General features: G+C 66.7%; 25 protein-coding genes and 1 tRNA gene. 7 read left to right on the top strand and 19 right to left on the bottom strand.

Annotated elements, in window-relative coordinates; translation table 11 throughout:
• Positions 1 to 130 precede the first annotated feature (130 nt).
• Complete coding sequence (locus RIA68_01775) at positions 131 to 826, top strand: hypothetical protein (GenBank protein ID MEQ8316160.1); 696 nt, start codon at positions 131 to 133, stop codon at positions 824 to 826.
• Between the two features lie 35 nt (positions 827 to 861).
• On the opposite strand, the gene RIA68_01770 is transcribed toward RIA68_01775, so the two are convergent.
• Both RIA68_01770 and RIA68_01765 read right to left on the bottom strand, forming a co-directional pair.
• The gene (locus tag RIA68_01770) at positions 862 to 3,153 is read right to left on the bottom strand and encodes a hypothetical protein (protein ID MEQ8316159.1); all 2,292 of its coding nucleotides are present in this window, start codon (positions 3,151 to 3,153) and stop codon (positions 862 to 864) included.
• Positions 3,143 to 3,382, bottom strand: coding sequence for a hypothetical protein (locus RIA68_01765; protein ID MEQ8316158.1), 240 nt, complete (start codon positions 3,380 to 3,382; stop codon positions 3,143 to 3,145). Before RIA68_01765 ends, RIA68_01770 begins: the two co-directional genes overlap by 11 nt.
• Before the next feature lie 182 nt (positions 3,383 to 3,564).
• Here RIA68_01765 and RIA68_01760 point away from each other — a divergent pair, with 182 nt between their 5' ends.
• From RIA68_01760 to RIA68_01745, 4 genes are all read left to right on the top strand, one after another.
• Positions 3,565 to 3,822 carry a hypothetical protein gene (locus RIA68_01760; GenBank protein MEQ8316157.1) on the top strand — a complete coding sequence of 86 codons (258 nt, stop codon included), beginning with the start codon at positions 3,565 to 3,567 and terminating at the stop codon, positions 3,820 to 3,822.
• A 30-nt stretch (positions 3,823 to 3,852) separates the two neighbouring features.
• The gene (locus tag RIA68_01755) at positions 3,853 to 4,062 is read left to right on the top strand and encodes a hypothetical protein (GenBank protein ID MEQ8316156.1); all 210 of its coding nucleotides are present in this window, start codon (positions 3,853 to 3,855) and stop codon (positions 4,060 to 4,062) included.
• Between the two features lie 66 nt (positions 4,063 to 4,128).
• The gene (locus RIA68_01750) at positions 4,129 to 4,647 is read left to right on the top strand and encodes a winged helix-turn-helix domain-containing protein (protein MEQ8316155.1); all 519 of its coding nucleotides are present in this window, start codon (positions 4,129 to 4,131) and stop codon (positions 4,645 to 4,647) included.
• The gene (locus RIA68_01745) at positions 4,648 to 5,010 is read left to right on the top strand and encodes a hypothetical protein (protein MEQ8316154.1); all 363 of its coding nucleotides are present in this window, start codon (positions 4,648 to 4,650) and stop codon (positions 5,008 to 5,010) included.
• Between the two features lie 20 nt (positions 5,011 to 5,030).
• Here the strand turns inward: RIA68_01745 and RIA68_01740 are convergent, their stop codons facing one another.
• From RIA68_01740 to RIA68_01730, 3 genes are all read right to left on the bottom strand, one after another.
• Positions 5,031 to 6,362, bottom strand: a complete 1,332-nt coding sequence (locus RIA68_01740) for a DNA modification methylase (GenBank protein MEQ8316153.1) — start codon at positions 6,360 to 6,362, stop codon at positions 5,031 to 5,033.
• 613 nt (positions 6,363 to 6,975) lie between these two features.
• Entirely contained in the window at positions 6,976 to 9,144 is a 2,169-nt protein-coding gene (locus RIA68_01735) for an AAA family ATPase (GenBank protein MEQ8316152.1), read from the bottom strand.
• The gene (locus RIA68_01730) at positions 9,144 to 10,847 is read right to left on the bottom strand and encodes a DEAD/DEAH box helicase family protein (protein ID MEQ8316151.1); all 1,704 of its coding nucleotides are present in this window, start codon (positions 10,845 to 10,847) and stop codon (positions 9,144 to 9,146) included. The genes RIA68_01735 and RIA68_01730 overlap by 1 nt, the downstream gene beginning before the upstream one ends.
• 38 nt (positions 10,848 to 10,885) lie before the next feature.
• Between RIA68_01730 and RIA68_01725 the strand changes: the two genes are divergently transcribed.
• On the top strand, positions 10,886 to 11,263 hold the full coding sequence (locus RIA68_01725) for a hypothetical protein (GenBank protein ID MEQ8316150.1): 378 nt from the start codon (positions 10,886 to 10,888) through the stop codon (positions 11,261 to 11,263).
• Positions 11,264 to 11,279: 16 nt separating this feature from the next.
• Here RIA68_01725 and RIA68_01720 read toward each other — a convergent pair whose 3' ends face one another.
• The 14 genes from RIA68_01720 to RIA68_01655 form a co-directional block, all read right to left on the bottom strand.
• Positions 11,280 to 11,681, bottom strand: a complete 402-nt coding sequence (locus tag RIA68_01720) for a RusA family crossover junction endodeoxyribonuclease (GenBank protein MEQ8316149.1) — start codon at positions 11,679 to 11,681, stop codon at positions 11,280 to 11,282.
• Positions 11,669 to 12,130, bottom strand: a complete 462-nt coding sequence (locus RIA68_01715; protein ID MEQ8316148.1) for a DUF669 domain-containing protein — start codon at positions 12,128 to 12,130, stop codon at positions 11,669 to 11,671. Before RIA68_01715 ends, RIA68_01720 begins: the two co-directional genes overlap by 13 nt.
• A gap of 3 nt (positions 12,131 to 12,133) precedes the next feature.
• Positions 12,134 to 12,946, bottom strand: coding sequence for an ATP-binding protein (locus RIA68_01710; protein MEQ8316147.1), 813 nt, complete (start codon positions 12,944 to 12,946; stop codon positions 12,134 to 12,136).
• A 35-nt stretch (positions 12,947 to 12,981) separates the two neighbouring features.
• Positions 12,982 to 13,839: a PD-(D/E)XK nuclease-like domain-containing protein gene (locus RIA68_01705; protein ID MEQ8316146.1), complete on the bottom strand. Its 858-nt coding sequence runs from the start codon at positions 13,837 to 13,839 to the stop codon at positions 12,982 to 12,984.
• A complete protein-coding gene (locus tag RIA68_01700; GenBank protein MEQ8316145.1) occupies positions 13,839 to 14,159 on the bottom strand; it encodes a hypothetical protein in 321 nt (106 codons plus the stop codon). The genes RIA68_01705 and RIA68_01700 overlap by 1 nt, the downstream gene beginning before the upstream one ends.
• A 168-nt stretch (positions 14,160 to 14,327) precedes the next feature.
• Positions 14,328 to 14,927 (bottom strand): hypothetical protein, encoded by a 600-nt coding sequence (locus RIA68_01695; protein MEQ8316144.1) that lies wholly within the window; start codon positions 14,925 to 14,927, stop codon positions 14,328 to 14,330.
• Between the two features lie 370 nt (positions 14,928 to 15,297).
• On the bottom strand, positions 15,298 to 17,073 hold the full coding sequence (locus tag RIA68_01690) for a hypothetical protein (GenBank protein MEQ8316143.1): 1,776 nt from the start codon (positions 17,071 to 17,073) through the stop codon (positions 15,298 to 15,300).
• Positions 17,063 to 17,920 carry a hypothetical protein gene (locus RIA68_01685; GenBank protein ID MEQ8316142.1) on the bottom strand — a complete coding sequence of 286 codons (858 nt, stop codon included), beginning with the start codon at positions 17,918 to 17,920 and terminating at the stop codon, positions 17,063 to 17,065. The genes RIA68_01690 and RIA68_01685 overlap by 11 nt, the downstream gene beginning before the upstream one ends.
• 480 nt (positions 17,921 to 18,400) lie before the next feature.
• The gene (locus tag RIA68_01680) at positions 18,401 to 18,808 is read right to left on the bottom strand and encodes a hypothetical protein (GenBank protein MEQ8316141.1); all 408 of its coding nucleotides are present in this window, start codon (positions 18,806 to 18,808) and stop codon (positions 18,401 to 18,403) included.
• Complete coding sequence (locus RIA68_01675; GenBank protein ID MEQ8316140.1) at positions 18,805 to 20,400, bottom strand: recombinase family protein; 1,596 nt, start codon at positions 20,398 to 20,400, stop codon at positions 18,805 to 18,807. The genes RIA68_01680 and RIA68_01675 overlap by 4 nt, the downstream gene beginning before the upstream one ends.
• Positions 20,397 to 20,924, bottom strand: coding sequence for a DUF2924 domain-containing protein (locus RIA68_01670; protein ID MEQ8316139.1), 528 nt, complete (start codon positions 20,922 to 20,924; stop codon positions 20,397 to 20,399). The genes RIA68_01675 and RIA68_01670 overlap by 4 nt, the downstream gene beginning before the upstream one ends.
• A 26-nt stretch (positions 20,925 to 20,950) precedes the next feature.
• Positions 20,951 to 21,199: a hypothetical protein gene (locus RIA68_01665; GenBank protein MEQ8316138.1), complete on the bottom strand. Its 249-nt coding sequence runs from the start codon at positions 21,197 to 21,199 to the stop codon at positions 20,951 to 20,953.
• 423 nt (positions 21,200 to 21,622) lie between these two features.
• Positions 21,623 to 21,696, bottom strand: a tRNA-Met gene (locus RIA68_01660).
• Between the two features lie 18 nt (positions 21,697 to 21,714).
• A complete protein-coding gene (locus RIA68_01655; GenBank protein ID MEQ8316137.1) occupies positions 21,715 to 22,248 on the bottom strand; it encodes an N-acetyltransferase family protein in 534 nt (177 codons plus the stop codon).
• A gap of 41 nt (positions 22,249 to 22,289) precedes the next feature.
• Between RIA68_01655 and purD the strand changes: the two genes are divergently transcribed.
• Positions 22,290 to 23,636 carry a phosphoribosylamine--glycine ligase gene (gene purD / locus RIA68_01650; protein ID MEQ8316136.1) on the top strand — a complete coding sequence of 449 codons (1,347 nt, stop codon included), beginning with the start codon at positions 22,290 to 22,292 and terminating at the stop codon, positions 23,634 to 23,636.
• Positions 23,637 to 23,655 lie beyond the last annotated feature (19 nt).

The raw sequence follows: 23,655 nt of genomic DNA, 5'->3' as shown, positions 1-23,655 counted from the left end.
CATCTGCGATGGATCAAATCCACCATATTTGTGAAAAACTGTGGTGCACTTGATCCCGTTGTGGCCTGGCCTTCACGAGCGATGCTTGATACCGCTCAACCTTCCTCAGCCTGTCGAGGTATCATCACTCATGTCGAAGCGGCGAACCATTCCGTCACAGCTCCAAAAACGCTTGTTTCAAGAGAGCGGCAGTTCCTGCTGTGTGTGCGGTGAACCCGACGTGAGGACGCTGGAAATTCACCACATCGAGGGAGATCCATCAGAGCACGTCGAAGAACAGATGCTGGTCCTTTGCGCATCATGCCACGCGAAGGCAGAGCGCGGCGGCCTGTCCAAGAAGGATCTCTATGAGGCTAAACACTCCTCGCGGACGACACTGACGAGGCCAAGCTCGGAACAGCCATCGATGCTTCGACTCGTCGGCACGAACAACTTCGCGGCTGGTCGCGACCTCAATGTGGGATCTCTGACAGTCCGCTCCGGTCAGAGAAGCGTCCGGTCGCCCGTCATGCCGGGGACTGTATCTGAGCATCCGAACATGGCAAACTACCTTAACTATCTGATCGATCGCTACAACGAGATGAAGAAGTGGGATTGCGAACGAACCGGCACGCCGATGAAGTTTCCCTTGATCCGCATTGCCTACCAGAAGGAAATCGGGTGCAAGGTGAAGGATACTCCCGTGGAGCAGTTTGCAGCTGCGTGCTCATTCCTTCAGCGGCGCATCGACAATACGACACTCGGCCGTATCCAGCGAAAGAAAGGACATAGCAACTGCTCCGCATATTCGGATTGGCTTGAGAAGAAGGGCCTGTCGTCAAGCTGATCACGGTACAGTGCCCAGCGAAGCCAGTGTACTGATCAGAACCCCGTGCGAGACTTCCTCAGAGCGGACAGCCGCAAACGAGGCCTCGCCGCGACCTTGTGGTCCGTCCCGAACAGCACCGCCCCCTGCATGGACGCCGCGACCGCCGCCCCGACCAGGCAGTCCAGCCAGTGGTTGTCGAGGCCCGCGACCCGCAGCTTCCACTCGTCGACGGTGCGGCCGCGGCCCTCGGTCTTCACCCGGTACTCGCTGGTCAGGTGATCGGCGAGCAGGCGGTGCCGTGAGGCCTCGCGGCCGAAGAGCGACAGGCAGCCCGGGTCGCCCATGGGCACGCCCAGCCGCGCGTGCGTGAAGCTCTTCCAGTAGTTGGTGTCATAGACCACATGCCGCACGGCCCGCTTGCCGGTCACCAGCGGCACGCGCCAGTTGAGCCCGACCCGCTCACCGCGCTTGCGCTTGTAGTCGCTGAAGGGGATACTGCTCGCGCCCACGTACCGACCGTGGCTGGGCATGACGATCCCGGCGTGGGGCGACTGGCGGCAGAACTGGTACACCACGTCCGACGACTGTCCCCAGTTCGCATCGATCAGGCAGCGCTCGATGCGCAGGTCTGTCCCGTCGTCGCGCCGCCACGCCTTGCCGAGCAGCTCGCCGGTCAGGGCCTCGAGCCCCGCGTAGATCGCGCCCTCCCGGCCCGCCCTTGGGAACTCGGTCAGTAGCGTCCGCCGCGCGTCCCGCAGCGAGAAGTACTGCTGCTTGGGGTCCGGCCACGCGCCGTAGTCGAGCACGTAGCCGGTGAAGTCGTCTTCCCAGCCCGCGACGAGCCAGAACAGCAGCTTGCCCTGCACGTCGATGAACGCCGTCGCACGCGTGCAGCCGATGGGCACAACACCCCGCGGCATGCCGTTGGTCTTCGCCGCGATCTGCTCGGGCGTGAGCAGGTCGTCGTCCGCCGCGACTTCGGGCAGCGGCTCGTTCTGGTACTCGGCCCAGAACGCGGCCTCGTCCTGGAGCTTGAGGTTCATGGCGTGCTGGACGGCGCTCAGCTCGTCGTGGTTGAACCGCGCCGGCCAGGCGATCGATGCACCCGCGTCCATCTTCCTGCGGTTCCGTTTGTAGAAGGATGTCGCCTGCGAGAGACCCCGGTCGGCCCGCAGTCCCTCGGCCCGGATCTCGGCGTATCTGGCCCATAGCGCCTCGTCGGCCGGGAAGGCGTAGACCATCTTCGTCCGCTCGCCCTGCCACTGGGGATGCTTGTCGCGGTCGAGCAGCCGGTCGGCTAGGTCGTCGGGGCGCACGACCGTCACGGTCATGAGCCCGGCGATCTTCTGGCCCGGCCCGGCGAGGCCGAGGATGGCCCCCGCGAGCACGCGCTCCCGTGCCGCGCACTGGCTGGGGCTCCGGGCCGACTCGTCGGTCTGCGGGTCATCGATGAGCACGAGCGACGGGCGGACGCTCTGGCCATCCGGACGCTTGCGCTTCATACCGCGGATGCGTCCGGTGATCCCCGCAACGGCGATGATTGCGCCCGACGCGGCGGATCCTTCGATGGTGGGAAGGACGATCTCCTTGGCGGTCCATCCGATGTGCGTCGGCTCGCCCTTGTGGAGCTGCCCCGAAGCCCGCTGGTGAATCCCCTCCAGGCAGCGGATCGGATAGCACGCCTCTGGGAAGTCGTCGGCGAGCAGGTCGTTGTTCTCCAGCTCGCTCTTGATGCTCTCCAGCATCGAGGCCGCGTGCTCTTCGTCGGAGCCGATCAGACACACGAACGGCCTGGCCCCGATCAGGATCGCCCAGAGGCAGGCCGTCTCGCAGAGCGTGGTCTTCCCGCTGCCGCGCGGCATGGCCATCGCGAACAGGCCGCCCTCGAGCACCGCCGTCTCCAGTTTGGCGATCACCTTGAGGTGATCGTCCGACCACGGCAGATGGAAGGTCTGCGGGAAGTAAGTGTCGCAGAACGCCTTGAACGACTCGATGCAGCGGCGCTTGCGCTCGGGGTTCCCGACCGGTGGAAGCTCGCCGATGTTCCGGCCTGAGAGCGAGAGGGCCTTGTTCCGCTCGCGGGCCCGCTCGCGCACGGCGTCGTAGCCGGAAAGTTCATCCTCGGCTGGCTCGGTTTTCGGCTCGTGGCGCGTCGCCACCAGCCAGGCGGTGTAGCGGAACAAGTCGACGGTCTTCCCATCCCCAATCCGGAACCCAGCACGGGTGCGGTGGCGGTGCAGCTGCCGCTCGTTGATCACCTCTCCCAGCGGGGTGGAGTTCAGCAGCCGGCACGTCTCCGACGGCTTGAGCGAGCGCGGATCGATCTTGGGTGAATCACTCGCCACGGCCACCCCCGGCGCTCATCTGCTGCACAAGCCACGCGGCGTACTGCACGAGGTTGATGCTGCCGTCCGCGTTGGTCGGTGCGCCGGCGTCGATGTCCGCCCGGAGCATGCCTTCGGTGACGGGGCTTGCGCCCAAGCGGGTGAGTACCCGGGCCACATCGGCCGGGGACATCGCGGCCGGGTTGAGGCGCTGCGGCCTGGCGTCGCTAGGCGCGTGTTCGGGAGTCATCGCGCACCTCCCGGACCTTGCCGCCACATCGCGCCCCACATCACCCCAGAATCTCGAAAACATCTGCAAATGCAGGCCAAAACGCCTTCCCTTTGGCCAAGTGTCATGGCTTCATGTGTCACACGCGGGGCGGATCCCCGCGGCCCCAACCAACGCCGGGACCACCCGAAGGAGACCACGCCATGACGACCACGAACGAGACCGCCAGCCAGGCCTACGCGAAGCGCCGCAGCGACATCGCCCGCCTGATCGACGTCCTGCAGATGGAACTCGACGCCCACGCCAAGCGGGCAGCGCTCGCCGACAAGCACTGGGGTTACCCGGGCGACCTCGGCCGCATCCGCGAGGGGCTGATCGAGCTGGTGATGAGCATGAGCGGGATGGAGCGCGAGCGCATCGAGGACTTCCTGGCCGAAGCGGACGACGCCGACGCCAACTGAACGCACCGCACCCCGGAGGAGCAGACGACCATGAGCAAAGCACGCGACAGCCCCATCAACCGCATCGCCCGCGAGGCCCTCGGCCTCGAAACCCTCGACGCCCGCAACATGGACAGCCTCGACTTCCACGACCTCTCGGTCTGGTCGATCAAGGAAGCGCTCGAACGGGCGTACGAAGCGGGCCGCAAGTCGGCCGCGCCAACACGAACCACATGCCCGGCCTGCAACCGGGACATTTAGATCCGACCCCTCTGAAGCCCGCTCGTTGCGGGCTTCGCTGTTTTTGGAACACGAAGGAGTACCGACATGACGAAGAAGACCACCCCCAAGAAGAAGACGACCACCAAGAACGCCAGCACCAAGGCGACCCCGAAGAAGACCCCGGCCAAGAAGACGCCCCGCATGTCCGCGAGCGCCGCCCGAGCCGAGGGCGCGGCGAAGACCAAGCGGGCCCGGCAGGCCAAGGCCGTCTCGCAGGACCACGAGGTGCCCAGCCCGAAGGAGATCGCCAACGACGCGAATCTGGAGGCGTACGCGAAGGGCAAAGTCCCCAAGCAGCCGCGCCCGAAGAAGCCCGCGACGGATCGCAAGCCGAGCGGGCTCGACCTCGCCGCGAAGGTCCTCGCCGAAGCGAGCGAGCCCCTGGCTGCTAAGGCCATCGCCGAGCGGGCGATCGCGGCGGGCTGGACCACCAGCGGCAAGACGCCGCACGCCACGCTCTACGCCGCGATCATCCGAGAGATCTCGAAGAAGGGCGACGCGGCCCGCTTCAAGAAGACCGACCGAGGTCTGTTCGTCGCCGCCGAGCCGAAGGGGGGCCGCTGAATGTACCGGCCCGACCAAGAGCCCCGGCCCGAGCGCACCGAGTCGTTCTGCGTCGACGCCGACGGCAGCCTGGTGCGCAGCGTCGTCCCCAGGGTCGGCTCGCCCTATGAGCACCGATGCACGATGTGGGCCCTCAAGCGTGTCTGCTGGCGCTTCGATGAGCATGGCGACGGCGACACCGTCGAGACGCTCGCCGCCGCGGCGCAGATCCCGGTCACCCAGGCTGCGACGGCGCTGGCGTTCCTGCTCGAGCGCGGCATCGTCACCACCGAGCGCCGGCGGAACTTCCCGGCGACGACCGATGTCCATCTCGACGGGATGACTGAATACCACGCCCTCCGAGAGAAGGGCCCGAGCGACTGACCGCATCGCGTCCCCCTCCCTCACGCCTCGGCCGTCGCCGGGGCTTTCTCTCGTTCGGCCTTCCGCCCCGTAAACTCCTCCCAGCGCTTCACGATCACGTCGCAGTACAGCGGGTCGAGTTCCATGAGCAGTGCCTTGCGCTCGGTCTGCTCCGCGGCGATCAGCGTCGACCCGGAGCCGCCGAAGATGTCGAGCACCCGCTCGCCCGGCTTGGACGAGTACTGCATCGCCCGCACCGCCAGCTCGACCGGCTTCTCGGTCAGGTGAACCATGCTCTGCGGGTTGACCTTCTTGACCTGCCAGACATCCGGCACGTTGTTCGGCCCCAGGAACACGTGGGCCTTGCCCTCGCGCCAGCCGTAGAAGCACCACTCGTGGTCACCCATGAAGTCCTTGCGGCTGATCACCGGGTGCATCTTGTGCCAGATGATCTGCTGACTGAACTTCAGCCCCGCCGCCTCGAGCGCCCGCGGGTAGTTGGCGATGTTCGCGTAGCCGCCCCAGATGTAGAACGCCCGCCCGGGCTCGAGCGCGTCGGCCGCGTTCTGGAACCACGCCATGAGCAGCCGGTCGAACTCCTGGTCGGAGACGAAGTCGTTCGCCAGCGGCCGGTCCTTGGCTCGCAGCTTGGTGGTGGTGCCCTTGCTCGGACCGGCCTTGCGCTTCGCGTCGAGCCCGCGGTCGCGCTTGCTGGCGTGCTGCTTCTTGGGGGCGAAGTTGGTCTGCCCGGTCACGAACGCGTTGTTGGACCGCGGCTGGACCGCAACGTTGTAGGGCGGGTCGGTGTTCACGAGCTGCACTGGCTCGCCGGCGAGCAGCCGCGCCATGTCCTCTGGCAGCGACGAGTCGCCGCACATCAGCCGGTGCTCGCCGAGGATCCAGATGTCCCCTCGAACCGTCGTCGCCTCGTCGGGTGGCTCGGGGATCGCGTCGGGTTCGGTCAGCCCGGCCTTCGCGCCCTGATCGAGCATCTTCTGCAACTCGCGATCGTCGAAGCCCAGCAGCGACCAGTCGAGCCCGACGTCCTGAAGGTCGGCCAGCTCGAGCGGCAGCAGTTCCATGTTCCACTCGGACAGCTCGGCCGTCCGGTTGTCGGCGATGCGGTACGCCCGGATCTGCTCGGGCGTGAGGTCGGTCGCGACATGCACCGGCACCTGGGCCAGACCCATTTTCGTCGCGGCCTTGAAGCGGGTGTGCCCGCAGATGATCACGCCGGCCTCGTCCACGACGATCGGTTGGCGGAACCCGAAGCGGGCGATGCTCTCGGCGACCGCATCGACCGCCTGGTCGTTGATCCGGGGGTTGTTCTCGTACGGGGTGATGTCGGCGAGGGGACGCAGTTCGATCTTCATGGCAGGAGCCTCCGTGCTTCGGGGTTGGGGATCGGGGTGAACAGGCCGGCTGACTGGCGGGCGACGTTCGCCCGTGCCGGGCCGGTTGGCGGGATCGGGGGTTGGGGCGGGGGCCCGCCGCCGGGCGTGACACGGGCGGACGTGGGGCGACCCGGGGCCGGACGGGCGAGGGCTTGCAGTGCGGACCGGACAGGCGAAACAAACTCAGTCGGGGATTGCGGCTGTTCCCGCGGGCGTCGGCTGGCCATCCCCCCTCGGAAGTACCTATGCCGCCTGCCTTGGCCCGCGCTCTCCGGCCCACGGCCCAACCAGGCGGCCCACGTTCCGCCGTGTCGCGTCCCGGCGACGGCGTTGGCCCAACGGGCCACCCGGGCATTCCCGCCACACGGGCCAACGACGCCCGTCCGGCTTCGCTCGCTCGCTTGAGCGCTGGAGCGCGCGCGCACGAGCGACCCGGGGCGTCGCGTGAGCGCACGCCCCCGGGGGGTATGGGGGGTGTGCGCGCGCACGAGCGAAACCACCCCCGAAGCCGTTTTGGCTCGCTTGAGCGCTTCGGCGAAGCGCACGAGCGACTGCGCGCGCGAGCGAAGTCCGATGGTGCGGGAGGCGGTGATCATGACCCGGCCTCCTCGCCCGCGGCGGGCTGAGGCACGGTGGCGAAGAGCACCTTGTGGGCCCGGCCGACCCGCCAGCGGTAGATCAGCCCGCGGCTCTCGGCGATGTCCAGCAGGTCCGCCACGCGACGCCAGGACAGCCCGGGCTCGCCCTTGGCGTCCTCGCGGATCTCGGCCTTCCCGACGGGCTCGGTTGAAATGAACCGGGCGACAAACCGCTCCACACCCCACGACGGCTCCGCGGGCTTGTCCGCCTTGGGCGAGGCGTCCTTCTTCTTGCCCGGCCGCTCGTTCTTGAGCGACGCCGGGTCGAGCGTGTCGTCCACCGACCACACCGGGAAGTCCCACCGCAGGCAGGTCGGGTCGATGGGCGGCCAGGACCGTACGGCCGCGTCGAGCACGACCACGCCGTCCTCCTCGTGCGGCCGCAGGACCAGGTGCGTGTCGGTCGCCCGGGACTGTGCGCCTGCCCCGGCCCCAACGTCGGTCACGCTTTTGCCGCTCTGGCTGCCCTTGGTCGAGTGGTGGATGAGCACGAAGCAGCAGCCGAGGCGATCCGCGAAGGCGTCGATGCGGTTGTAGATGTTGGCCATCGTGCCGTTGTCGTTCTCGTCGCCGCCGGCGGGCATGAAGCGGTAGAACGCGTCGAGCACGATGACCTTGAACCGCCCGGGCTCGAGAGCCTCGAAGTACGGCGCGAGCGTGAAGATGTCCTGCAGCCGACCGCGCAGGTTGTCCACGAAGATCCGCTCGGCGATCTCGCGCATCGCCACGCCCCGGGCCTGGGCGACCTTCGGTAGGCGGTGGGCGCTGGTCTCGCGGTGCAGTTCGTTGTCGATGATCAGGACTGGCCCGGCCTCGGTCTGGTATCGCCCAAGCCACGGCCGACCGGTGGCGACGGCGATCGCCAGATCGAGCGTGAGCCAGCTCTTGCCGGTCTTGGGGCTGGCGATCACGTTCATCGTCTCGCCGGCGCGGAGCAGGCCGTGGATCACGGGCTCACGCAGTTGCGGGTACGCCGCGACGAGCTCGCCCACCGGCACGGGGCAGGGATCGAGCGGCCCGGTCGCTGGCGGCATGTCGGTCATGAACGCCGAGAGGTCGACGCCGGTCGTGTGCTCGCGCGAGCCGTAGCCCTCGGTCGCGAGGGCTGACGCCGCGGCCGCGAAGTCGCCGTGGTGCTCGAGCAGCGCGTAGACCGCGAACGGTGAGTAGCCCTTGTGCGCCTCGAACGGTGAGGCGTTGGAGCTGAAGACGTAGAAGACCCGGTCCTTGAGCGTCGCGCTCGTCCCCGCCAACTTTCCGGGCCGACGCCAATGCTCGTTCTCCCCGGAGCGGACCATCGCCCAGCCGTGCCGGAGCAGGACCTCGCGCGGGTCGCCCCGGTCGTTGAAGTCGTCGCCGGGGCGGGAGGGGCAACTATTCGGGAATGCCGAAGAGTTGGAGGGTTCGAGATCACCGCCGATCACCGGCTGGGGCGTTTCGTCCAGCGCCCACGCACACCCGAGCAGCACATCCCGCTCGTCGGCACTGATCAGCGGCGGCTCGCACAAATCGCCCTGGACGACCTCGTAGCCCGGCGACGGGTCGCAGAGGAACAGCCCGCCCTCGCCCCGGGTCTCGATGATGGTCACCGTGACCACCCACGCGCCCGCCGCGTCGCGCCTCGGCGCGTACTCCTTGCTGCCCACGACGACCGGCTCGTCGGTATCGACGTCAATCCGGCGCTGGGCCAGCTTGGTGTTGCCCGACACGGGCGTGTCGCAGCGGTAGACGACGTGCCTCCCACCCGAAGGCGTTGTCTCGATGACCAGCCGCTCCAGCAGTCCCGGCGCTGCCGCCTCGACCGCTTCGCGCCACGCCTCGAAGGCCTCGCCGCCGCCGCCGTCCCAGTTGTCGAAGTCGATCATCTCGAGGTGGCCCGAGACCGAGCCGCACACCAGGCACATCGCGCTGGGCGACGATTCAGGGTTGAACCACGATCCAAGTTCTTCGCCCGACGGCAGCCGCGTCTGGTACGGCTTCCACGAGGAAAGGGCGACGCGCTTCTCCTCGCCGCGGCGGATCGCGGGCAGGGCGCACAGCCCCGCGGCCACGCAGGCCGATGCGTGCGAAGCGAGCGTGCCGTTGCGACGGGGTGAATCGGATGGGTGAGGCGCGTCCTGCATCAGAACGGCACCTCGTCATCGCTGTAGCCGTACGCCGCGAGGGCGTGTTCAGGCCCCAGGTCAGGCAGGTTGTCCGGATCCTCGAGCCGCGGCGGCTTGTCGCCGAGCGCGTAGCCGACGATCCGCTCCCACTCGTCGCCGGGCTTCTTCTCCAGCGTGATGCACTCGGTCCGGGCCACCGCGCCCGCGTTCGCCCACTCGACGGCCTCCTCGACCGAAGACGGTGGCGCGTCATTGGACCGCTCTCGCCACCACTGCTCGGCCTTCCGCCGGGCGTATCCGCCCTCGGGGTGCTCCAGGCAGATCCACTCGCGGGCCCAGCGGTTGAAGCCGATGCGGTACTCGACGCGCATCGTCGGCTTGGCCAGCGGGTCGTTGCGCTTGTGGTGGACGTAGTACGCGACCTCGATGACGCGCTCGTCGCGCCGGGCCGGGCCTTCCGAGCCGCTGACGACCTCTTCGTCGGAGGCGATCGCCGCGTGCTTGACCTGCCGCGGCGGGAACTTGTGCCCGCACTCGGGACAGACGGCATACGCCGCGTGGATCAGCGCATCGCACTCGGGGCACTGCTTGGCGGGGGCTTCACCGGAGGCGTCCTTGGTGTCGGCCAGCCGGATCGCGTCCACCGGGCCGTGCCGGAGCACGTTGCCGCCGAAGTCCAGCACGAGGCACTCGGTCTTGCCCTCGGCCAGCCGGAATCCCCGCCCGACCATCTGATAGTAGAGCCCGGGGCTCATCGTCGGGCGCAGCATCGCCACGCAGTCGACATTCGGGGCGTCGAAGCCCGTCGTCAGCACGTTCACGTTCGCCAGGTACTTCAGCTCGCCCGACTTGAAGCGGGCGATCAGCGCGTCGCGCTCCTTGGCTGGTGTCCCGCCCTCGACGAACCCGCACTCGACGCCGTGCCTCTCACGCAGCACCCGCACCACGTGCTCGCCGTGCCGGACGCCCGAACAGAAGATCAGCACGCTGCGCCGGTCGGCCGTAGCGAGGACGACCTCGGCGCACGCCGCCTCGACCAGCCCGTCCTCGTCCATGCGGTCCTCGAGCTCGCCGGCGACGAACTCCCCGCCCCGTACATGGATGTCGCTGGTGTCGGCGACCGCCTTCCCTGCCCGGCTCTTGAGCGGGCACAGGTAGCCCTGCACGATCAGCTCGCGCACGCCCGCCTCGAAGCACACCTCGTGCAGGACGGAGTCGGGGCCGCAGATCGTGCCGGTCTTCATGCGGTACGGCGTCGCCGTCAGACCGATGACGCGCTGGTGGTCGCACAGGTCCCGCGCGTCGGCCAGGAAGCGGCGGTACATGCCCTCGCCGTCCGGGGGGATCAGATGCGCCTCGTCGACGATGACCAGGTCGAGCGGACCGAGATCGTGCGCCCGCTGGTAGACCGACTGGATGCCCGCGATCGTCACGGCGTACCCGAGATCCCGCCGACCGAGCCCGGCGCTGAACACGCCCACCGGCAGGTCCGGCGCAACGGCCTGCAGCTTGCCCGCCGCCTGCTCGATCAGCTCCTTCACGTGGGCGACCACGATCACCCGCCCGTTCCACTTCTGGACCGCGTCGCGGCACAGCTCGGCGATGACGTGGGTCTTGCCCGAGCCGGTCGGAAGCACGACGGCTGGGTTCATATCGCTGGTGGCGATGTGGTTCCACACCGCATCGACCGCATCGCGTTGGTAGGGCCTGAGTTGGCTCATTGGAATACCCCCGGCCCGGGCGGCGTTACGATGTGACCATGCGACGCACCCTTGCCGGCCTCTGTCTCGTCTTCGCCCTTGTGGGATGCCAGCAGGCCGCCGCTCCAGATCCCGGAGGCGCTGTGAAGATCGAGGTACTCGGCTTTGCTGGATGTCCCAACACGCCGCCGTTCACCGAGCGCGTCGAGGCTGCTGCCGAGGCCGTCGGCGGATTCCAGGTGGTCTACATCGATCAAGAATCGCTGGCCGAGGACGACCTTCGCCGCGGCTATGCGACCCCGACCGCTCTTGTCGGAGGAAACGACATCTTCGGGATGCCCAAGCCGATTTCGCCGAGCATGGGTTGCCGCATGTACCCCGGCGGGTTGCCAACCGCGGATGAAATCGCCGCCCGGCTTCGGGCCTCTAAGCCATAGGTCCAATTTCCTACCGTCAATCATCATCACGCTCTCCCGGTAGCACGCTTACGCGCACGACCACCTTGCCCCCGGGCACGACCGGTCCGCGCTCGATCTCGAGCCGGTCGATCTGGCCGTCGTCCTCGTACACCCCGCCGTGCCCGAGGGCGTCGAGCAGGGCCTTCATCGCGTTGTCCAGATCACGCCGCCGCCGGTCGGGCGGGTGGGCGGTGACATGCACCGCCACCCGGCCCGACATGGGCTCGGCGGTTCGCCGCTCGAGCCGGGCGCAGACCCGCTTGCGGAACTTCCGTCCCTCGCGGCTGATCAGCGTCCGATCGCCGACGCGACGCCAGTAGTGGTTCACGCTGGGCGGGTACGGCAGCTCGACGACGAACGCGCCGTCGTCCGCCGCCGCGGCGGTCAGCGCTTCCACGGCGGCGTCCCTCCCGAGGCGGCCGCCATCGGGCGCTGCGGCGCGACGCCGGTGTCCCGCTTGGCGTAGCCCTTGATGGTGTTGGTCGGCTCGCCGTTGTCCTCGCGAGTCTTGATCGCGACGCTGACCACCACCGGCAGGTTGTGCAGCTCGACCGAGTCGCGGGGCCGCAGCACATTCACCGCCCGGCAGATCGCCGACAGCGTGCCCTTGGCGATCTCGACCGTCTGCGTGTTGGGGTGCTTGAGGGTCAGGCGGTCCCAGAGCTTCCGCCCCTTGAACGGCCCCTCCAGCACCTCCATCTCGAGTTCCAGGTACTCGCCCTTGCCGTTCTTGGTCGGCTTCATGGCGCTGGCCGTGATGGCGGCCACGTACTTGCCGGCGGGGATGGGGTCGAAGCCGGCATTGGGCTCCACGTTATTCGCGTCGAATCCGTTCAGGTCTGCCATGGTTCAGGCTCCTTGCTCTTGGGTGGTCTGGTTGATCTCGTTCTGGTTGGCGTTCTCGATGGCTGCGCCGGGATCGCCCTCGCCGCGCGCCAGCGCCGCAAACACGCGGTAATCCAGCGGCAGCTCGTCGGGCAGGTTCAGGCGGTTCTTGGCGACGTGGGCGGGCCGCTCGGTCGTGCGGAGGATCCGCTCGCCCGTGCCGATGCCCTGCGTGCGCTTGCGGTCGAAGCCCTCGCTCTGGGTCTTCGTGTGGACGCGGTAGGTGGCGAAGAGCACCTCGTCGCACCACTCCTGGATCAGCGCCGAGGCCTGCTTCTGCAGGCGCGGCACGTAGCGGTCGTAGGTGTCGGTCTCGGGGTTGGCGAACTTCTCGATCGCCGCGTGCGCGATCAGGACGACCTGCATCCCGCGCTCGGTCCGCAGCGCGTCGAGCCCCGCCAGGACCTCGCGCCATTGCGTGAGTGCGAAGATGTAGCCCTTGGCGTAGCCGATGTCCTCGATGGTCTCGACGCCGCGCTTCGCGCAGACCTCGGCCCAGATCAGCCGCTCGAGCCAGTCTAGAGAGTCGATGACCACCGTCTGGTAGCCGTGATCTTCGCTGTAGAGCGCCGACAGCGCCCCGAGCACGTCGGCGTACTTGGTCGCCAGCGGGAAGCGGTCGCAGTCGATGTCGTTGGTGCCTTCTTCGGTCGTGATGAAGACGGGCGTCTCAGCCATCGCGCCGAAGGTGGACTTGCCGACGCCGTGGACGCCGTAGAGCATCACGCGACGCGGCATCAGCGTGCGGCCCTTCTGGATGTGTGCGAGTGCAGTCATGATCGATGGATCTCCTTGTGGTTGGTGTTGCAGGTTCAGGACTGGGTGGTGAGCGGAAGGCGGTCGTACAGCCGCAGGGACTCGAACCCCGTGGGCCACTGGCCGGTCTCCCGGCAACGGATGAGCTCTTCGATGGCGCGGTCGTTTTCAGCCTGGGCGGCGTCGAGGCACCGCGGCGCGATCTGCCACACACCGCAGCGGAACGGCTCGCGCTTCTCGACCGCGATGATGTGGACGGGCAACGTGACACCGCTCACGACGGCGAGCAGAGCCCGGTAGAACGCGAGCTGGTGCATGTACTTGAACGCGTCGATGTGCCACTCGAACGAGTCGATCGAGTCGCAGGTCTTCAGATCAACGAGCCCGCGGCCGTCCTTGGGGTTGATCCAGTCGAACCGAGCTTGGCACAGCACGCCGTTCATCCGGCCGCGGACGACGCCTTCCGCGAAGCCCTCGGTCAGCAGCTCGCGGGCGAACAGGTGCTCGCGCACGCTCGCGGCCATCTGCTCGACCGTCGCGGCGTCGGTGTCGGCCAGCACGGGCTTGCCGCGGTTCTCGGCCCACTCGGCGAAGGCCTTCGTGCTCGAGCCGTACGGCTTGCCTGTCTTCTCGTTGATCGGCCCGCCGACCGCGTACTCGGCCTCGTACCGCCCGCGACCCTCAAGGATCAGTGTGTGCGCCGCCCGACCGACGAGGAACGCGTGGCTGTCCCGATCCGGGATCAGTCCCATCTCCTTGCGCCGGAACAGAAGCGGGCACGAGCGGAACTCCGCCAGGCGGTGCGAGGTCAGGCAGTCGCCGCGACGGGCGTGGTAGATCTCAGCGGGCTCGCGGATGAGCACGCGGGCGAGGCAAGATTGGAGGTCGTCTGTGTTCTGGGGTATCGCGCTCATCAGGCGGCCACCCCCTGCCGTGCGCGGGCCTGACCGCTTCTGGGCCCACCGCAGGGCATCCGCCGGACCGCAAACCCGTCGGCCCCAAACTCCTTGATCAGGAATGCCGTGAAGATGCGGACCACGGCCGACCCGCAGGGCGAGCCGCCATCGACAAGCAGCGCAGCGCGGGGCGGATCGGCGTGGTAGGAGACATCGGTGCGGGTCCGGGCCTCACCGAAGAGGCCCTCCGCGGCCAGGATCGACAGGTGCAGCGTGGCCTCTGCCTCCGCCAGAGCGGCAGGGGAGGCGAATCGGAATCGAAACACATCGGTCAACATCAGGAGCTCCTTTCACGGGCGCACCGACCGCCGCCCGTGAGACCCAGCCCCTCGAGCCGCGGCGTACACCGTGGTCGAGGGGCCGGGGCCTCCGGAGGGAAGAGAGAGAACCGGCGGGCGGGGGGCGCTTCTTGGGTCACCTATGCCGCCATCGCCGCCGGTGCGCGGTCAGGCCGGCCCAAACCCGGCCGCCTCGAAGCGGGCGCGGAACCGTTCGAGGGCGTTCTGGATCTGCCGGCGGCTCACCGCAGCGCCGGATCGGCGCGACCACTCGCGCGCGGCCGCCGCCTTGCCGTGTTCGGCGACCAGCCGAAGCAGGTCCCGGTCCTCCGGGTCGAGGGTGGCCATGACCGCCGCGACGGCCTCAGCGGTCTCGGCGGTATCGAACTGGCAAGCGGGGGCGGCTTGGCGGCGGCGCTGCTGGTCGGCAGGACCGAGGACGGTGCGAAGCGGGACGGCGTCGCCGTCGCACTCGACGAGCGTCCCCTCAAGGGAGATCGCCTCGTAATCGCCGCGCCGCTTGTGGCGGCCACGGAATCGCAGCTCCATCGCCACCCAGGAATCGATGGCGTTCGTGACGAACGCCTCCATGTTCCCCCGGGTGGGATCGAACAGGTGGGCCTTCTCCAGCAGATACTGCAGCATCTGCTGCGTCAGGTCGTCGCGGTCCGACCAGGAGAAGTCGGTGCGCCGGCAAAGCTGGGCGGCTTTGATGCGGATGAGGGTGGCGGTGAAGGGGTCAGAAACAATCTGGTTGGGGTTACCCATGACGGGCCTCCGAGACCGGAGGCAGCGCCTGGGGTGTCGCCATCAGTGCGCACGGATCGCGCCCGACCGTTTAGCGGCGGTTCGCGGAATCGTCGTTGACGACGACACCCGAACGGCACTGCTTCGCGGCCAGTTGCGAAGTTGATGATGGACTTAGACAACGATGATGGTCATGCACCTTGCGGTAGCCGCGACCATCGCGGAGGCCCCCGACAGCGGGGCAAGACAGGCTCTCTCTGTTGGTTGGTGTGGGCCATGCGGCTTCCGACTCCTGGCCGTTAGGTGTCGGAGGAATGGTGCCGCTTATCTGGTTTTCTAGTGGGTAGTTACGGCGTCTTCAGCGCGTCATCAAGGGGCAAATAGTGGGTAATTAGTGTGCCGTCGCTTCCGCCAGATACGAACGGCCGCCTGGGGTAATGGCAGCCCCCGAGCGCATGCCCTTGGGATAGCACACATAGTCCAGGTCCCGAAGATCTTTGAGCTCGCCGCCGATGGTCTTGCGCGTGAGACGATGGCCCTTGGCATCCGTAGCCTCAACCATGTCGGCTTGGCTCATCAGCGATTTAGCCTCTGAGAGAACGGTGAGGAGCAGCATCTGGTTCTTGCTCAGTGGATGAGATGGGCGTGATCCGTCATCAGCTTCTGATGGCTGCGCGGCCTTGGGGATCGCAGCTTTGTGATCACCGCCGCTCGTGCCGAAGCCAAACGCAAGCATGGATCCATCGGCGATTTTCCCGTGATACTGATCTTCGGCCGACGCCTGCATAGCCTCGATGATGACCGCGTTGATCTGTTCGGCATGCCGCCGATGCAAGTCAAACACGCTGTCAATGACCACGGTCGGCGCGAGCGACGTGAATCGGGTAACTCGAGCCAGTTCGGCGGCGTACCGCTGGGCGAACTCGGTGGAGTCCTCCAGTGCAGCGATCTCGCGCGCAAAGCCAAGGAATCTCTCAGCAATAATGCGGTCCTCGGTTTGCTTGCGGGGTTCCGTGAGTACATCGTGTCGATAAAGACTCGATGGCTCTAGCGTTCCGCCGTCTACACCGAGCGTTGCAAAGCGACGCGACACGCACTGTGAGCACACGCCACAGTGCGGGCTCGCCTTGGTCGTCTCCCGAGTGTGCATGCAACTCACGCTGGAAGCGATCAACTCTCCCTGCCCTGCGTGCTTGATGATCTCTACCACGTCCTGCTTCGTCTTCGTCAGAAATTCGTTCCGAACCTGGAACTTCTGCTCGAACACCGCTGACAGGAGTTGGCTGTACCATGCCAGGGTCTGGGGATGTGTCGTCCGGGTTGCCCGTGCACCGAGCTCATGCTCAGCCAGGGGGAGGTTGATGCTCACCACTCCGTTCTCGAAGAAGTCGACAGCATCCAAGCCGAAGATCCTCGCCACAACCGCCCCAAGCGTGACATAGAGGAAGGATCGTGTCCGCTGTGTGTGATCCCTTTCCACCAACCCCTTCTTGTTGCACCAGACAGACACTGGCAGCGGGGCATTACCGGACACGGAGGCTCGTTTGACAAGCTCCTTCACGAGACTCTTCTGCAACCCGGCCACATGACCCGCTGGCTTGTGGCTCACCATTGCAATGCGCCGCCCGGCAGAAAGCTCTTGCACGGCTCCACCCAGGGAATCGATTCCGCCTGAGAAGAGGAGGACCTTCTCGATGCCTTCTGGATTCGGGTCGCCGGAGCCGAATTCCAAGTAGTTCTCTACCGCAGGGGGTTCGTCCAGTTCACAGAAGGCGAACTCGAAGTTGTCACCGGAGATGAAGTTCAACATGCGGGACAGCAGGCCAGCAACGTCTTCCTGATTCCAGAAGTCTGGGTCACGGACAGCGATCTCCATCCGAATATCTCGGTACCACAAATCGCCGTAGTCCTGGGTCTTTCGTCCGGTTCGCCTGGACAGTTGGTCAGCGACATACACCGCCGCTGCGATCTCGATAAGATCGGCTGCTCGCTTCGGCACATTGGCCGTCAGCGACTTGGAGATCTCTGAGATCTTGATGACGACATTGCTTGCAGGACCATCTGTGATGAGTTCTGTAGCCTTTAGCTCACGCCACAGCTTCCGGCGGGTAGAGAGGCCTGCGCCGTTGCACAAGAACAGATGCGGCTTGGGTGGATCAGGAGGCATCCGCTCCTCCGAGATGCGTCAGCGCATCGCCCACCTTCTCCAAAGCATGACGGACAAAGCCGGCACTCTTCCGCGGTGTGATGCCGCCTTGGAAGTTGTGCTTGGAGTACCAGGTTCCTGAAAACTCCTTCAGCACGGACGAAGCAGTTCGACAATGCGCTTCCATCGCCGAGAGGAATGCATTGTGCTCAGATACGTCGGCGAACCTACGGCCCGGTCCAACGTGGTTCGAGAGCTCCTTGCTCAAGTGGTAGATGAGAAAGCCGCTTGCCACCCGACCGAAGAAATCTTGGGTCAGGCGAGCGAATCCTGACTGCGTGGACAGCCGCCGCAGTGCATCTTGAACAGCGTCCGGCCCTGTCCCGAAGAGAGTGTTCGCATACTCCTGACCCAGCACCGTTAGGCTTTGAGCGGCGGCCCGCTGAGCGATCTCGCTAAGGTCCGAGCGAGTTCGTGTCCATGCCAGGTGGTCATCGATGGCGTACGTGAAGTTCCCGACCAAGTCGTAGATGGTGTTGGCAATGGCGGCACCATCGCCTTGGGATGTAGTGGATTCCCAGGCGCTGCCCGTGACCCCAAGCTCGGCCAGGCGCTCGTTGAAGCGGTCTTCATCCCGAGCTGCCTGCGTGACCTGCGTCAGCAGATAGAACGTATGAATCAGCCCTTCATCGCTCGCAGCACGCTCGAATCCCGCGATCGCAGCGGTAAGCATCGCGTCGGCCACCTGCGCGAGCGCAGCTTGGCCCACGCCGGGCAAACCCGTCATGCCAGCACCATCGCCCAGCATGGCAACAACGCGTCTGTGTGATGGCGTGGCCGGTAGACTTTCGACCTGATGGTGGCCCATAGGGAGGGTTCTCCGCTAGAGGGCCGCCAAGCTATCTCGGACACGTCGAGGTGGAGAGGCCCTATGCCGATGTCCGAAACGGCCGCCCATGTTGCCGTCCGAATACCGGACTGCATCGGCACTTGAAGTGCGGCTCATGAGTCAGAGCTAGCCAGGATCGGGATCACCACAGAGAATCAATGCCTATGCGAATCGGTCGCTTACACGAAGTGTCCTTATCGGAACTACGGGCATCACGCACGGTCCCCGTTGGCGCAGAAGTCGGACACCGTCTTCGGACATCTTCCAGGGGCTGGCCTCTAGCATTCCACCACTCGATCCAGCCATTCGCACTGCTCCCGGGGACCAGACTCGCAGCAGGACTGGGTGAGCTGAAGATGACATCCCGCTCAGAGCGGAAGTCGTTATTCACCGTCGATGACTATTCCTCTTCGACCGCAATGACAACATTCTGTCACCGGGTTGACCCAGAATCGGTGTTTAAGCCTTTACGTGACAGATTCTTGGACTTTGGTGGCCACGCCATGCTTCCCGCTGTGACGTCCAAACGCATAGCGTCACGAGCTCCCGCAAATCTCTCTCCGTCACCGGATCCCGACCCTCCGTCACCGGCGGTAGGAACAGGATCTCCTCCTGGATATCCGGGGCCAGATGGAGCAGGTTCATGATCTGCGTCATCCGCGGCTGGGTCACTCGGGCCAAGGCCGCCAAGTCGGTCTGGCTGCCCACCACCCCGTCCTGCAGCATCTTGTCGAACTTGATCGCCAGCGCCATCAGGCGGGCGACTCGGGGCACCCGGCCCGGCGGAGAGGGCGGAGCGGGCTCAGTGACGATCCGCCGCCCGGTTTGGCGGACGCGGAAGTGGATGGGCCGGGTGACGGTGGTCATGCCGCGTCCTCCTTGATGCGGTCGAGCAAGGCCCGGATACTCGTTGGGCGGAAGGTCACGCTCACGCTCGATTTCACGGCGTCGTATTCCACTGCCGAGACTAGCAGCCGGATGAGCCGGGCCTGTTCTCGCGGGATCAGGTTCTCCCACACCGGGTCGAAGTCCCTGAATGCCGCCTCGGCCTGTGCTTGGGTGATCGTCTCTGCGTCCAGTTCGCCGATCCGCTTCTCGACCTCGGGCAGCCGCTTGTCCCCGGCAGTGATCTGCTCATGCAGCTCTGCGATCCGCTGGGAGACATCGGTATCCGCAAGCCCTCCGGCCGCCAGCGTCTGGAGTTCGCGGTGGCAACGGTCCAGCGTCCGCTTCAGATCGGCACGCTCGATGACGAGACCCTCACGCTCCTCGGCGATCGTGGCGTGGGCGTCGGCCAGCACCTGCTTAAGCAAAGCGCGATCGGAGCCAAGCCCGCGGATCTCGTCGACTACCACCCGCTCGATCTCCGCCGCCGGCAGCGTCCGCGACGGGCACTCGGATGCCCCGTTCTTGATGGCGTGCGTACACCGGTAGTACCGGTAGAACCGCGGCCCGCCCTTCTTGTCCTTCGTGAATGTGTGCGTCATGGCATACCCGCACGCCTTGCATGTGATCAGACCACGCAGCAGGGCACCGTACTTGTTGCGGACCTCGAAACCTCCGGTCCGTCCGTTGTAGCGCAGCAGCTTCTGGACCCGCTCGAAGATCTCCGGGTCCACGATGGCCTCGTGCACGCCGTCGTAGATCTCACCCTTGTGGGTAATCTTGCCGATGTACACGGAGTTCACGAGGTGGTTGTGCAGCGTGGCCTTATTGAATGGCTTCCCGCCGATGACCTTGCCGGTCTTCTTCGTGACCCGCTTCTTGTTGGTCCACTCGCGGTGTCGCAACTCGCGGACGACCGGCAACAGCGACTGCTTCTCCAGATACAGATCGAACAGGGCACGGACCCGCACCGCCTCGCGGGCGTTCACCACCAGCCGTGGGCTCGGTCCGGAGCGGTCCACGTCGTAGCCCAGCACCGGCACACCGCCGGCCCACTTGCCCTTTCGCTTCTGGGCCGCGATCTTGTCCCGGATCCGCTCGCCGATGATCTCCCGCTCGAACTGCGCGAACGAGAGCAAGATGTTCAGCGTCAGACGACCCATCGAGCTCGTCGTGTTGAACTGCTGGGTGACCGAGACGAACGACACGCCCTTGCGGTCGAACGCCTCCATGATCTTGGCGAAATCCATCAGCGAGCGGCTGAGCCGGTCAACTTTGTAGACCACGACGCAGTCGATCTTTCCCGCCTCTATGTCGCGGAGCAGATGCCCGAGCGCCGGCCGCTCGATGCTGCCGCCGGAGAAACCACCATCGTCGTACCGGTCTGGCAGGCAGACCCAACCCTCGGTCTTCTGGCTGGCGATGAACGCCTCGGCGCTCTCGCGCTGGGCGTCGAGCGAGTTGAACTCCTGGTCGAGTCCCTCGTCGCTGGACTTGCGGGTGTACACGGCACACCGCATGCGGCTGCCCGGGGCGGCGGCCTCCTTTGGCCGATCGCGCTTGCGTACCTTCATCGCGTGCTCCTGTCCTGGCCGAGCCGGAAGAACCGAAAGCCGTTGATGTGGCTCCCGGTGATGTGTTTGGCCACCCCGCTGAGCGTCTTGAACCGTTCGCCGTCGCACTCGAAGCCCTCGCCGTAGGGGAGCACCAGCACCCGGATGGCCCGGCCCTGGTATTCGCGGACGATCGCTGAGCCTGGCGGCGGGACACGCGGGTCACGCTCCGCCTCCGGGTCGAGTCCCCGCGTCACCGTGGCCGACCGCCCCGACTGTGGCGGCGTGACAAGCGTCTTTGGGGGCATCACCCGAACCTCAGCGTCGTCTGCGAGCTCCTCGGCCCGCTTCCTCGCCCGCTCGCTGAGGTCACCCTCCTCGTTGGCCTGAAGCCGCCAGGCGATCTTGCGGATCAGGTACGTCCGGTGACGCGTCCGCGTCTGGTAGCCGTGCAGCTCAACAAACCGCTCCACGAGCTCGTTGGTGGACATGTCTTTGAGTGAATCGATCTCGTCCTCGATCCGTCTTGCCGTCGCATGCTTCATGCGGCCTCCTGTGGCTGGTGTCTCCATCACGCGTCTCCTTCACCCGCCGGTCGGGATTTGGATCGCGTCGCCACAGTGAGGCTCGGATCGCTCGGAAGTTCAAGGCATGTCGCGGCACCTTCTTTAACTTCGCGCAACGCCCGCGATGCGGCGTCCCGCTCGATGCGAACCGCGCGCACGAGACCACGCGCGAGGATGCGCGAGATCTCGTCCTGCCGCTCTTCGGATGTCATCGCTTCGGGGTTGCGCCGGCTGTCGTCGCTCGCTCGTGGCATGGGTCGCTCCAAGGCGACCCGCGTGCATCGCGACCTCGCCACGGGTGACCTATGACGCGGCGCATCAACGGTGCGCGCCCGCTTCACCGCGGCGCATCGATTGGATCAATGTCGCGAGCAGCCCTTGCAGTTGATCACCCCCGTCAAACCCGCTCACCCGGTCGAACAGAGACTTCACCGCGGCGGGTGTCTCTCGGCGGCCGGCAGAGACTTCGGGGCGATTCGAGCGAAGTCGCGCCCACCGAGCGACCGAGCCGGTTATCCAGGCGTCCAGACCAGAGACCGCGTCACGGTTGGGGTCCGTTGGCCCATCGGCCCCACAGACGTGGGAACGGGGCCCGAAGGGGCCGACACGCGCGGGGGTCTCTCATCGGCCCGGCCCAAAAACCACAAAGCCGGCTGCTTTCGCAACCGGCTTGGGAATAGCGGGGGCAGGATTTGAACCTACGACCTCCGGGTTATGAGCCCGACGAGCTACCAGACTGCTCTACCCCGCAATCTTTGTGGTCGAGAGTTTACGCCCCGTCGGGCCGCGAATCCAGCCCGTCGGCCGCTGCGTCGGGGAACACCAGCTGCCAGAAGCCCACGTCGTGCCAGCGGCCGAACTTGAAGCCCACGCGCTCGAAGTGGGCGACCTTGCGGAAGCCGGCCCGCTCGTGCAACGCGGCCGACGCGTCGTTGGGCAGCGTCATGCCGCCGATCACCGCGCGGAAGCCCGCGGCCCTGAGCCTGGGGAGCAATTCGGTGTACAGGGCGAGCCCGACGCCCCGGCGTTCCATGCCACGGGCGACGTAGATGCCCGTCTCGCAGGTGTGCCGGTAGGCCGCCCGCTCGCGCCAGACGGCGGCCTTGGCGTACCCGGCGAACCGGCCGTCGACCTCAGCCGCCAGCCACGGATGCGTCGCGCTCCCCCGCCGCCACAGGGCATCGAACTGGTCGTCGCTGCTCGGCTCGGACGCGAAGTGCACGGCCGTATGCTCGATGTACCAGTTCGTCGCGGCGTTCGCGGGGGAGACGTCGTGCTGCGCGAAATCACGCACGATGGGCATGACCAAAGGCTACCCCGCTCGCCCCGGCACTACACTGCCGCGTGAGCACCCAACGCGATGAACGCACGAAGAAGCTGAACGTCCTGCTGGTCGGTGGCGGCGGCCGAGAGCACGCCCTGGCCGAGGCCATCGCCGCCTCGCCGCGCCTGGGCACGCTGTACACGAGCCACCCGCAGAATCCCGGCATCGCCGCCGTCGCGACCGATGCGGGCGTCCCGATCGACGCCGCCCAGGCCTACCGGGCCGAGCTGTTCTGCAGGGACAAGGCCATCGACCTCGTCGTGGTCGGCTCCGAAGGCCCGCTGGCAGACGGGCTGGCCGACAAGCTCCGGGCCAAGGGCGTGGCGGTCTTCGGGCCCGGTAAGGACGGGGCTCAACTCGAGGCCGACAAGCACTGGGCCAAGGACCTCATGCGCGGCGCCGCCGTGCCGACGGCCGAGAGCCGAAGCTTCACCGACGCCGAGCGCGCCGTCGAGTATTCGCTCAGCCGGACCGAGCCGCCGGTGATCAAGGCCACCGGATTGGCGGCGGGCAAGGGCGTGGTCGTGCCGCAGACGCACAAGGAGGCAGCCGACGCCATCCGCTGGATGCTCGACGGCCGGGCCTTCGGCGATGCGAGCGCTCGCGTGCTGGTCGAGGAGCGCCTGAAAGGGCCCGAGGTCTCGGTCTTTGCGCTCACCGATGGCAAGGGCGTCTACATCCTCGACGCCTGCCAGGACCACAAGCGGCTCAAGGACGGCGACGAGGGCCCCAACACCGGCGGCATGGGCGCGTTCTGCCCCAGCACGCTCCTCGACGACGCCACCATGGCGCGCGTGCAGCGCGAGATCCTGCTTCCCGTCGTCGACAGCCTCCGCCGCGAGGGCATCGACTACCGGGGCGTGCTCTACGCCGGGCTCATGCTCACCGCCGCCGGCCCCAAGGTGCTCGAGTTCAACGTCCGCTTCGGCGACCCCGAGTGCCAGGTGCTCATGCCCCGCCTTGCGAGCGACGCCCTCGAGATGCTCTACGCCACCGCGACCGGCAACGTCGAGAGCCTCGAACTCGCGTGGCATCCCGGCGCGGCAGTGTGTGTGGTTCTCGCGAGCGAGGGCTACCCGCAGGAGCCGATCACCGGGCAAAAGATCACCGGCATCGAAGATGCCCAGGACATGGAAGGCGTCTTCGTCTACCACGCCGGGACGAAGCGGGACAAGGCGTCGGGCAGCCTCGTGACCGCGGGCGGCCGGGTGCTCGGCGTGACGGCCCTGGGCGACTCGGTCGAGCACGCCCGCCAGCGGGCCTACGCGGCGGCCGACAAGATCCACTTCCCGGGCATGCAACTGCGCCGGGACATCGCCGCAACGCAGGCAGAGGCGCCGAAGGCCGTGGCAAATCGTCAGGGATGACCCGAGTCCGTTGTACGCA

This window comes from Phycisphaerales bacterium (genome assembly GCA_040217175.1).
Lineage (GTDB): Bacteria > Planctomycetota > Phycisphaerae > Phycisphaerales > UBA1924 > JAHCJI01.
This window is presented reverse-complemented; position numbering and strand designations above follow the sequence as displayed.

Bases quoted from the DNA above. Each gene is read 5' to 3' on its own strand.
- RIA68_01755 (MEQ8316156.1), top strand. From the start codon at position 3,853: ATGAGCAAAGCACGCGACAGCCCCATCAACCGCATCGCCCGCGAGGCC.
- RIA68_01775 (MEQ8316160.1), top strand. From the start codon at position 131: ATGTCGAAGCGGCGAACCATTCCGTCACAGCTCCAAAAACGCTTGTTT.
- RIA68_01690 (MEQ8316143.1), bottom strand. From the start codon at position 17,073: ATGCCTCCTGATCCACCCAAGCCGCATCTGTTCTTGTGCAACGGCGCA.
- RIA68_01715 (MEQ8316148.1), bottom strand. From the start codon at position 12,130: ATGGCAGACCTGAACGGATTCGACGCGAATAACGTGGAGCCCAATGCC.
- RIA68_01685 (MEQ8316142.1), bottom strand. From the start codon at position 17,920: ATGGGCCACCATCAGGTCGAAAGTCTACCGGCCACGCCATCACACAGA.
- RIA68_01670 (MEQ8316139.1), bottom strand. From the start codon at position 20,924: ATGAAGCATGCGACGGCAAGACGGATCGAGGACGAGATCGATTCACTC.
- RIA68_01745 (MEQ8316154.1), top strand. From the start codon at position 4,648: ATGTACCGGCCCGACCAAGAGCCCCGGCCCGAGCGCACCGAGTCGTTC.
- RIA68_01675 (MEQ8316140.1), bottom strand. From the start codon at position 20,400: ATGAAGGTACGCAAGCGCGATCGGCCAAAGGAGGCCGCCGCCCCGGGC.
- RIA68_01700 (MEQ8316145.1), bottom strand. From the start codon at position 14,159: ATGTTGACCGATGTGTTTCGATTCCGATTCGCCTCCCCTGCCGCTCTG.
- RIA68_01760 (MEQ8316157.1), top strand. From the start codon at position 3,565: ATGACGACCACGAACGAGACCGCCAGCCAGGCCTACGCGAAGCGCCGC.
- RIA68_01710 (MEQ8316147.1), bottom strand. From the start codon at position 12,946: ATGACTGCACTCGCACACATCCAGAAGGGCCGCACGCTGATGCCGCGT.
- RIA68_01655 (MEQ8316137.1), bottom strand. From the start codon at position 22,248: ATGCCCATCGTGCGTGATTTCGCGCAGCACGACGTCTCCCCCGCGAAC.
- RIA68_01725 (MEQ8316150.1), top strand. From the start codon at position 10,886: ATGCGACGCACCCTTGCCGGCCTCTGTCTCGTCTTCGCCCTTGTGGGA.
- RIA68_01665 (MEQ8316138.1), bottom strand. From the start codon at position 21,199: ATGCCACGAGCGAGCGACGACAGCCGGCGCAACCCCGAAGCGATGACA.
- RIA68_01740 (MEQ8316153.1), bottom strand. From the start codon at position 6,362: ATGAAGATCGAACTGCGTCCCCTCGCCGACATCACCCCGTACGAGAAC.
- RIA68_01705 (MEQ8316146.1), bottom strand. From the start codon at position 13,839: ATGAGCGCGATACCCCAGAACACAGACGACCTCCAATCTTGCCTCGCC.
- RIA68_01730 (MEQ8316151.1), bottom strand. From the start codon at position 10,847: ATGAGCCAACTCAGGCCCTACCAACGCGATGCGGTCGATGCGGTGTGG.
- RIA68_01680 (MEQ8316141.1), bottom strand. From the start codon at position 18,808: ATGACCACCGTCACCCGGCCCATCCACTTCCGCGTCCGCCAAACCGGG.
- RIA68_01750 (MEQ8316155.1), top strand. From the start codon at position 4,129: ATGACGAAGAAGACCACCCCCAAGAAGAAGACGACCACCAAGAACGCC.
- RIA68_01765 (MEQ8316158.1), bottom strand. From the start codon at position 3,382: ATGACTCCCGAACACGCGCCTAGCGACGCCAGGCCGCAGCGCCTCAAC.
- RIA68_01695 (MEQ8316144.1), bottom strand. From the start codon at position 14,927: ATGGGTAACCCCAACCAGATTGTTTCTGACCCCTTCACCGCCACCCTC.
- RIA68_01735 (MEQ8316152.1), bottom strand. From the start codon at position 9,144: ATGCAGGACGCGCCTCACCCATCCGATTCACCCCGTCGCAACGGCACG.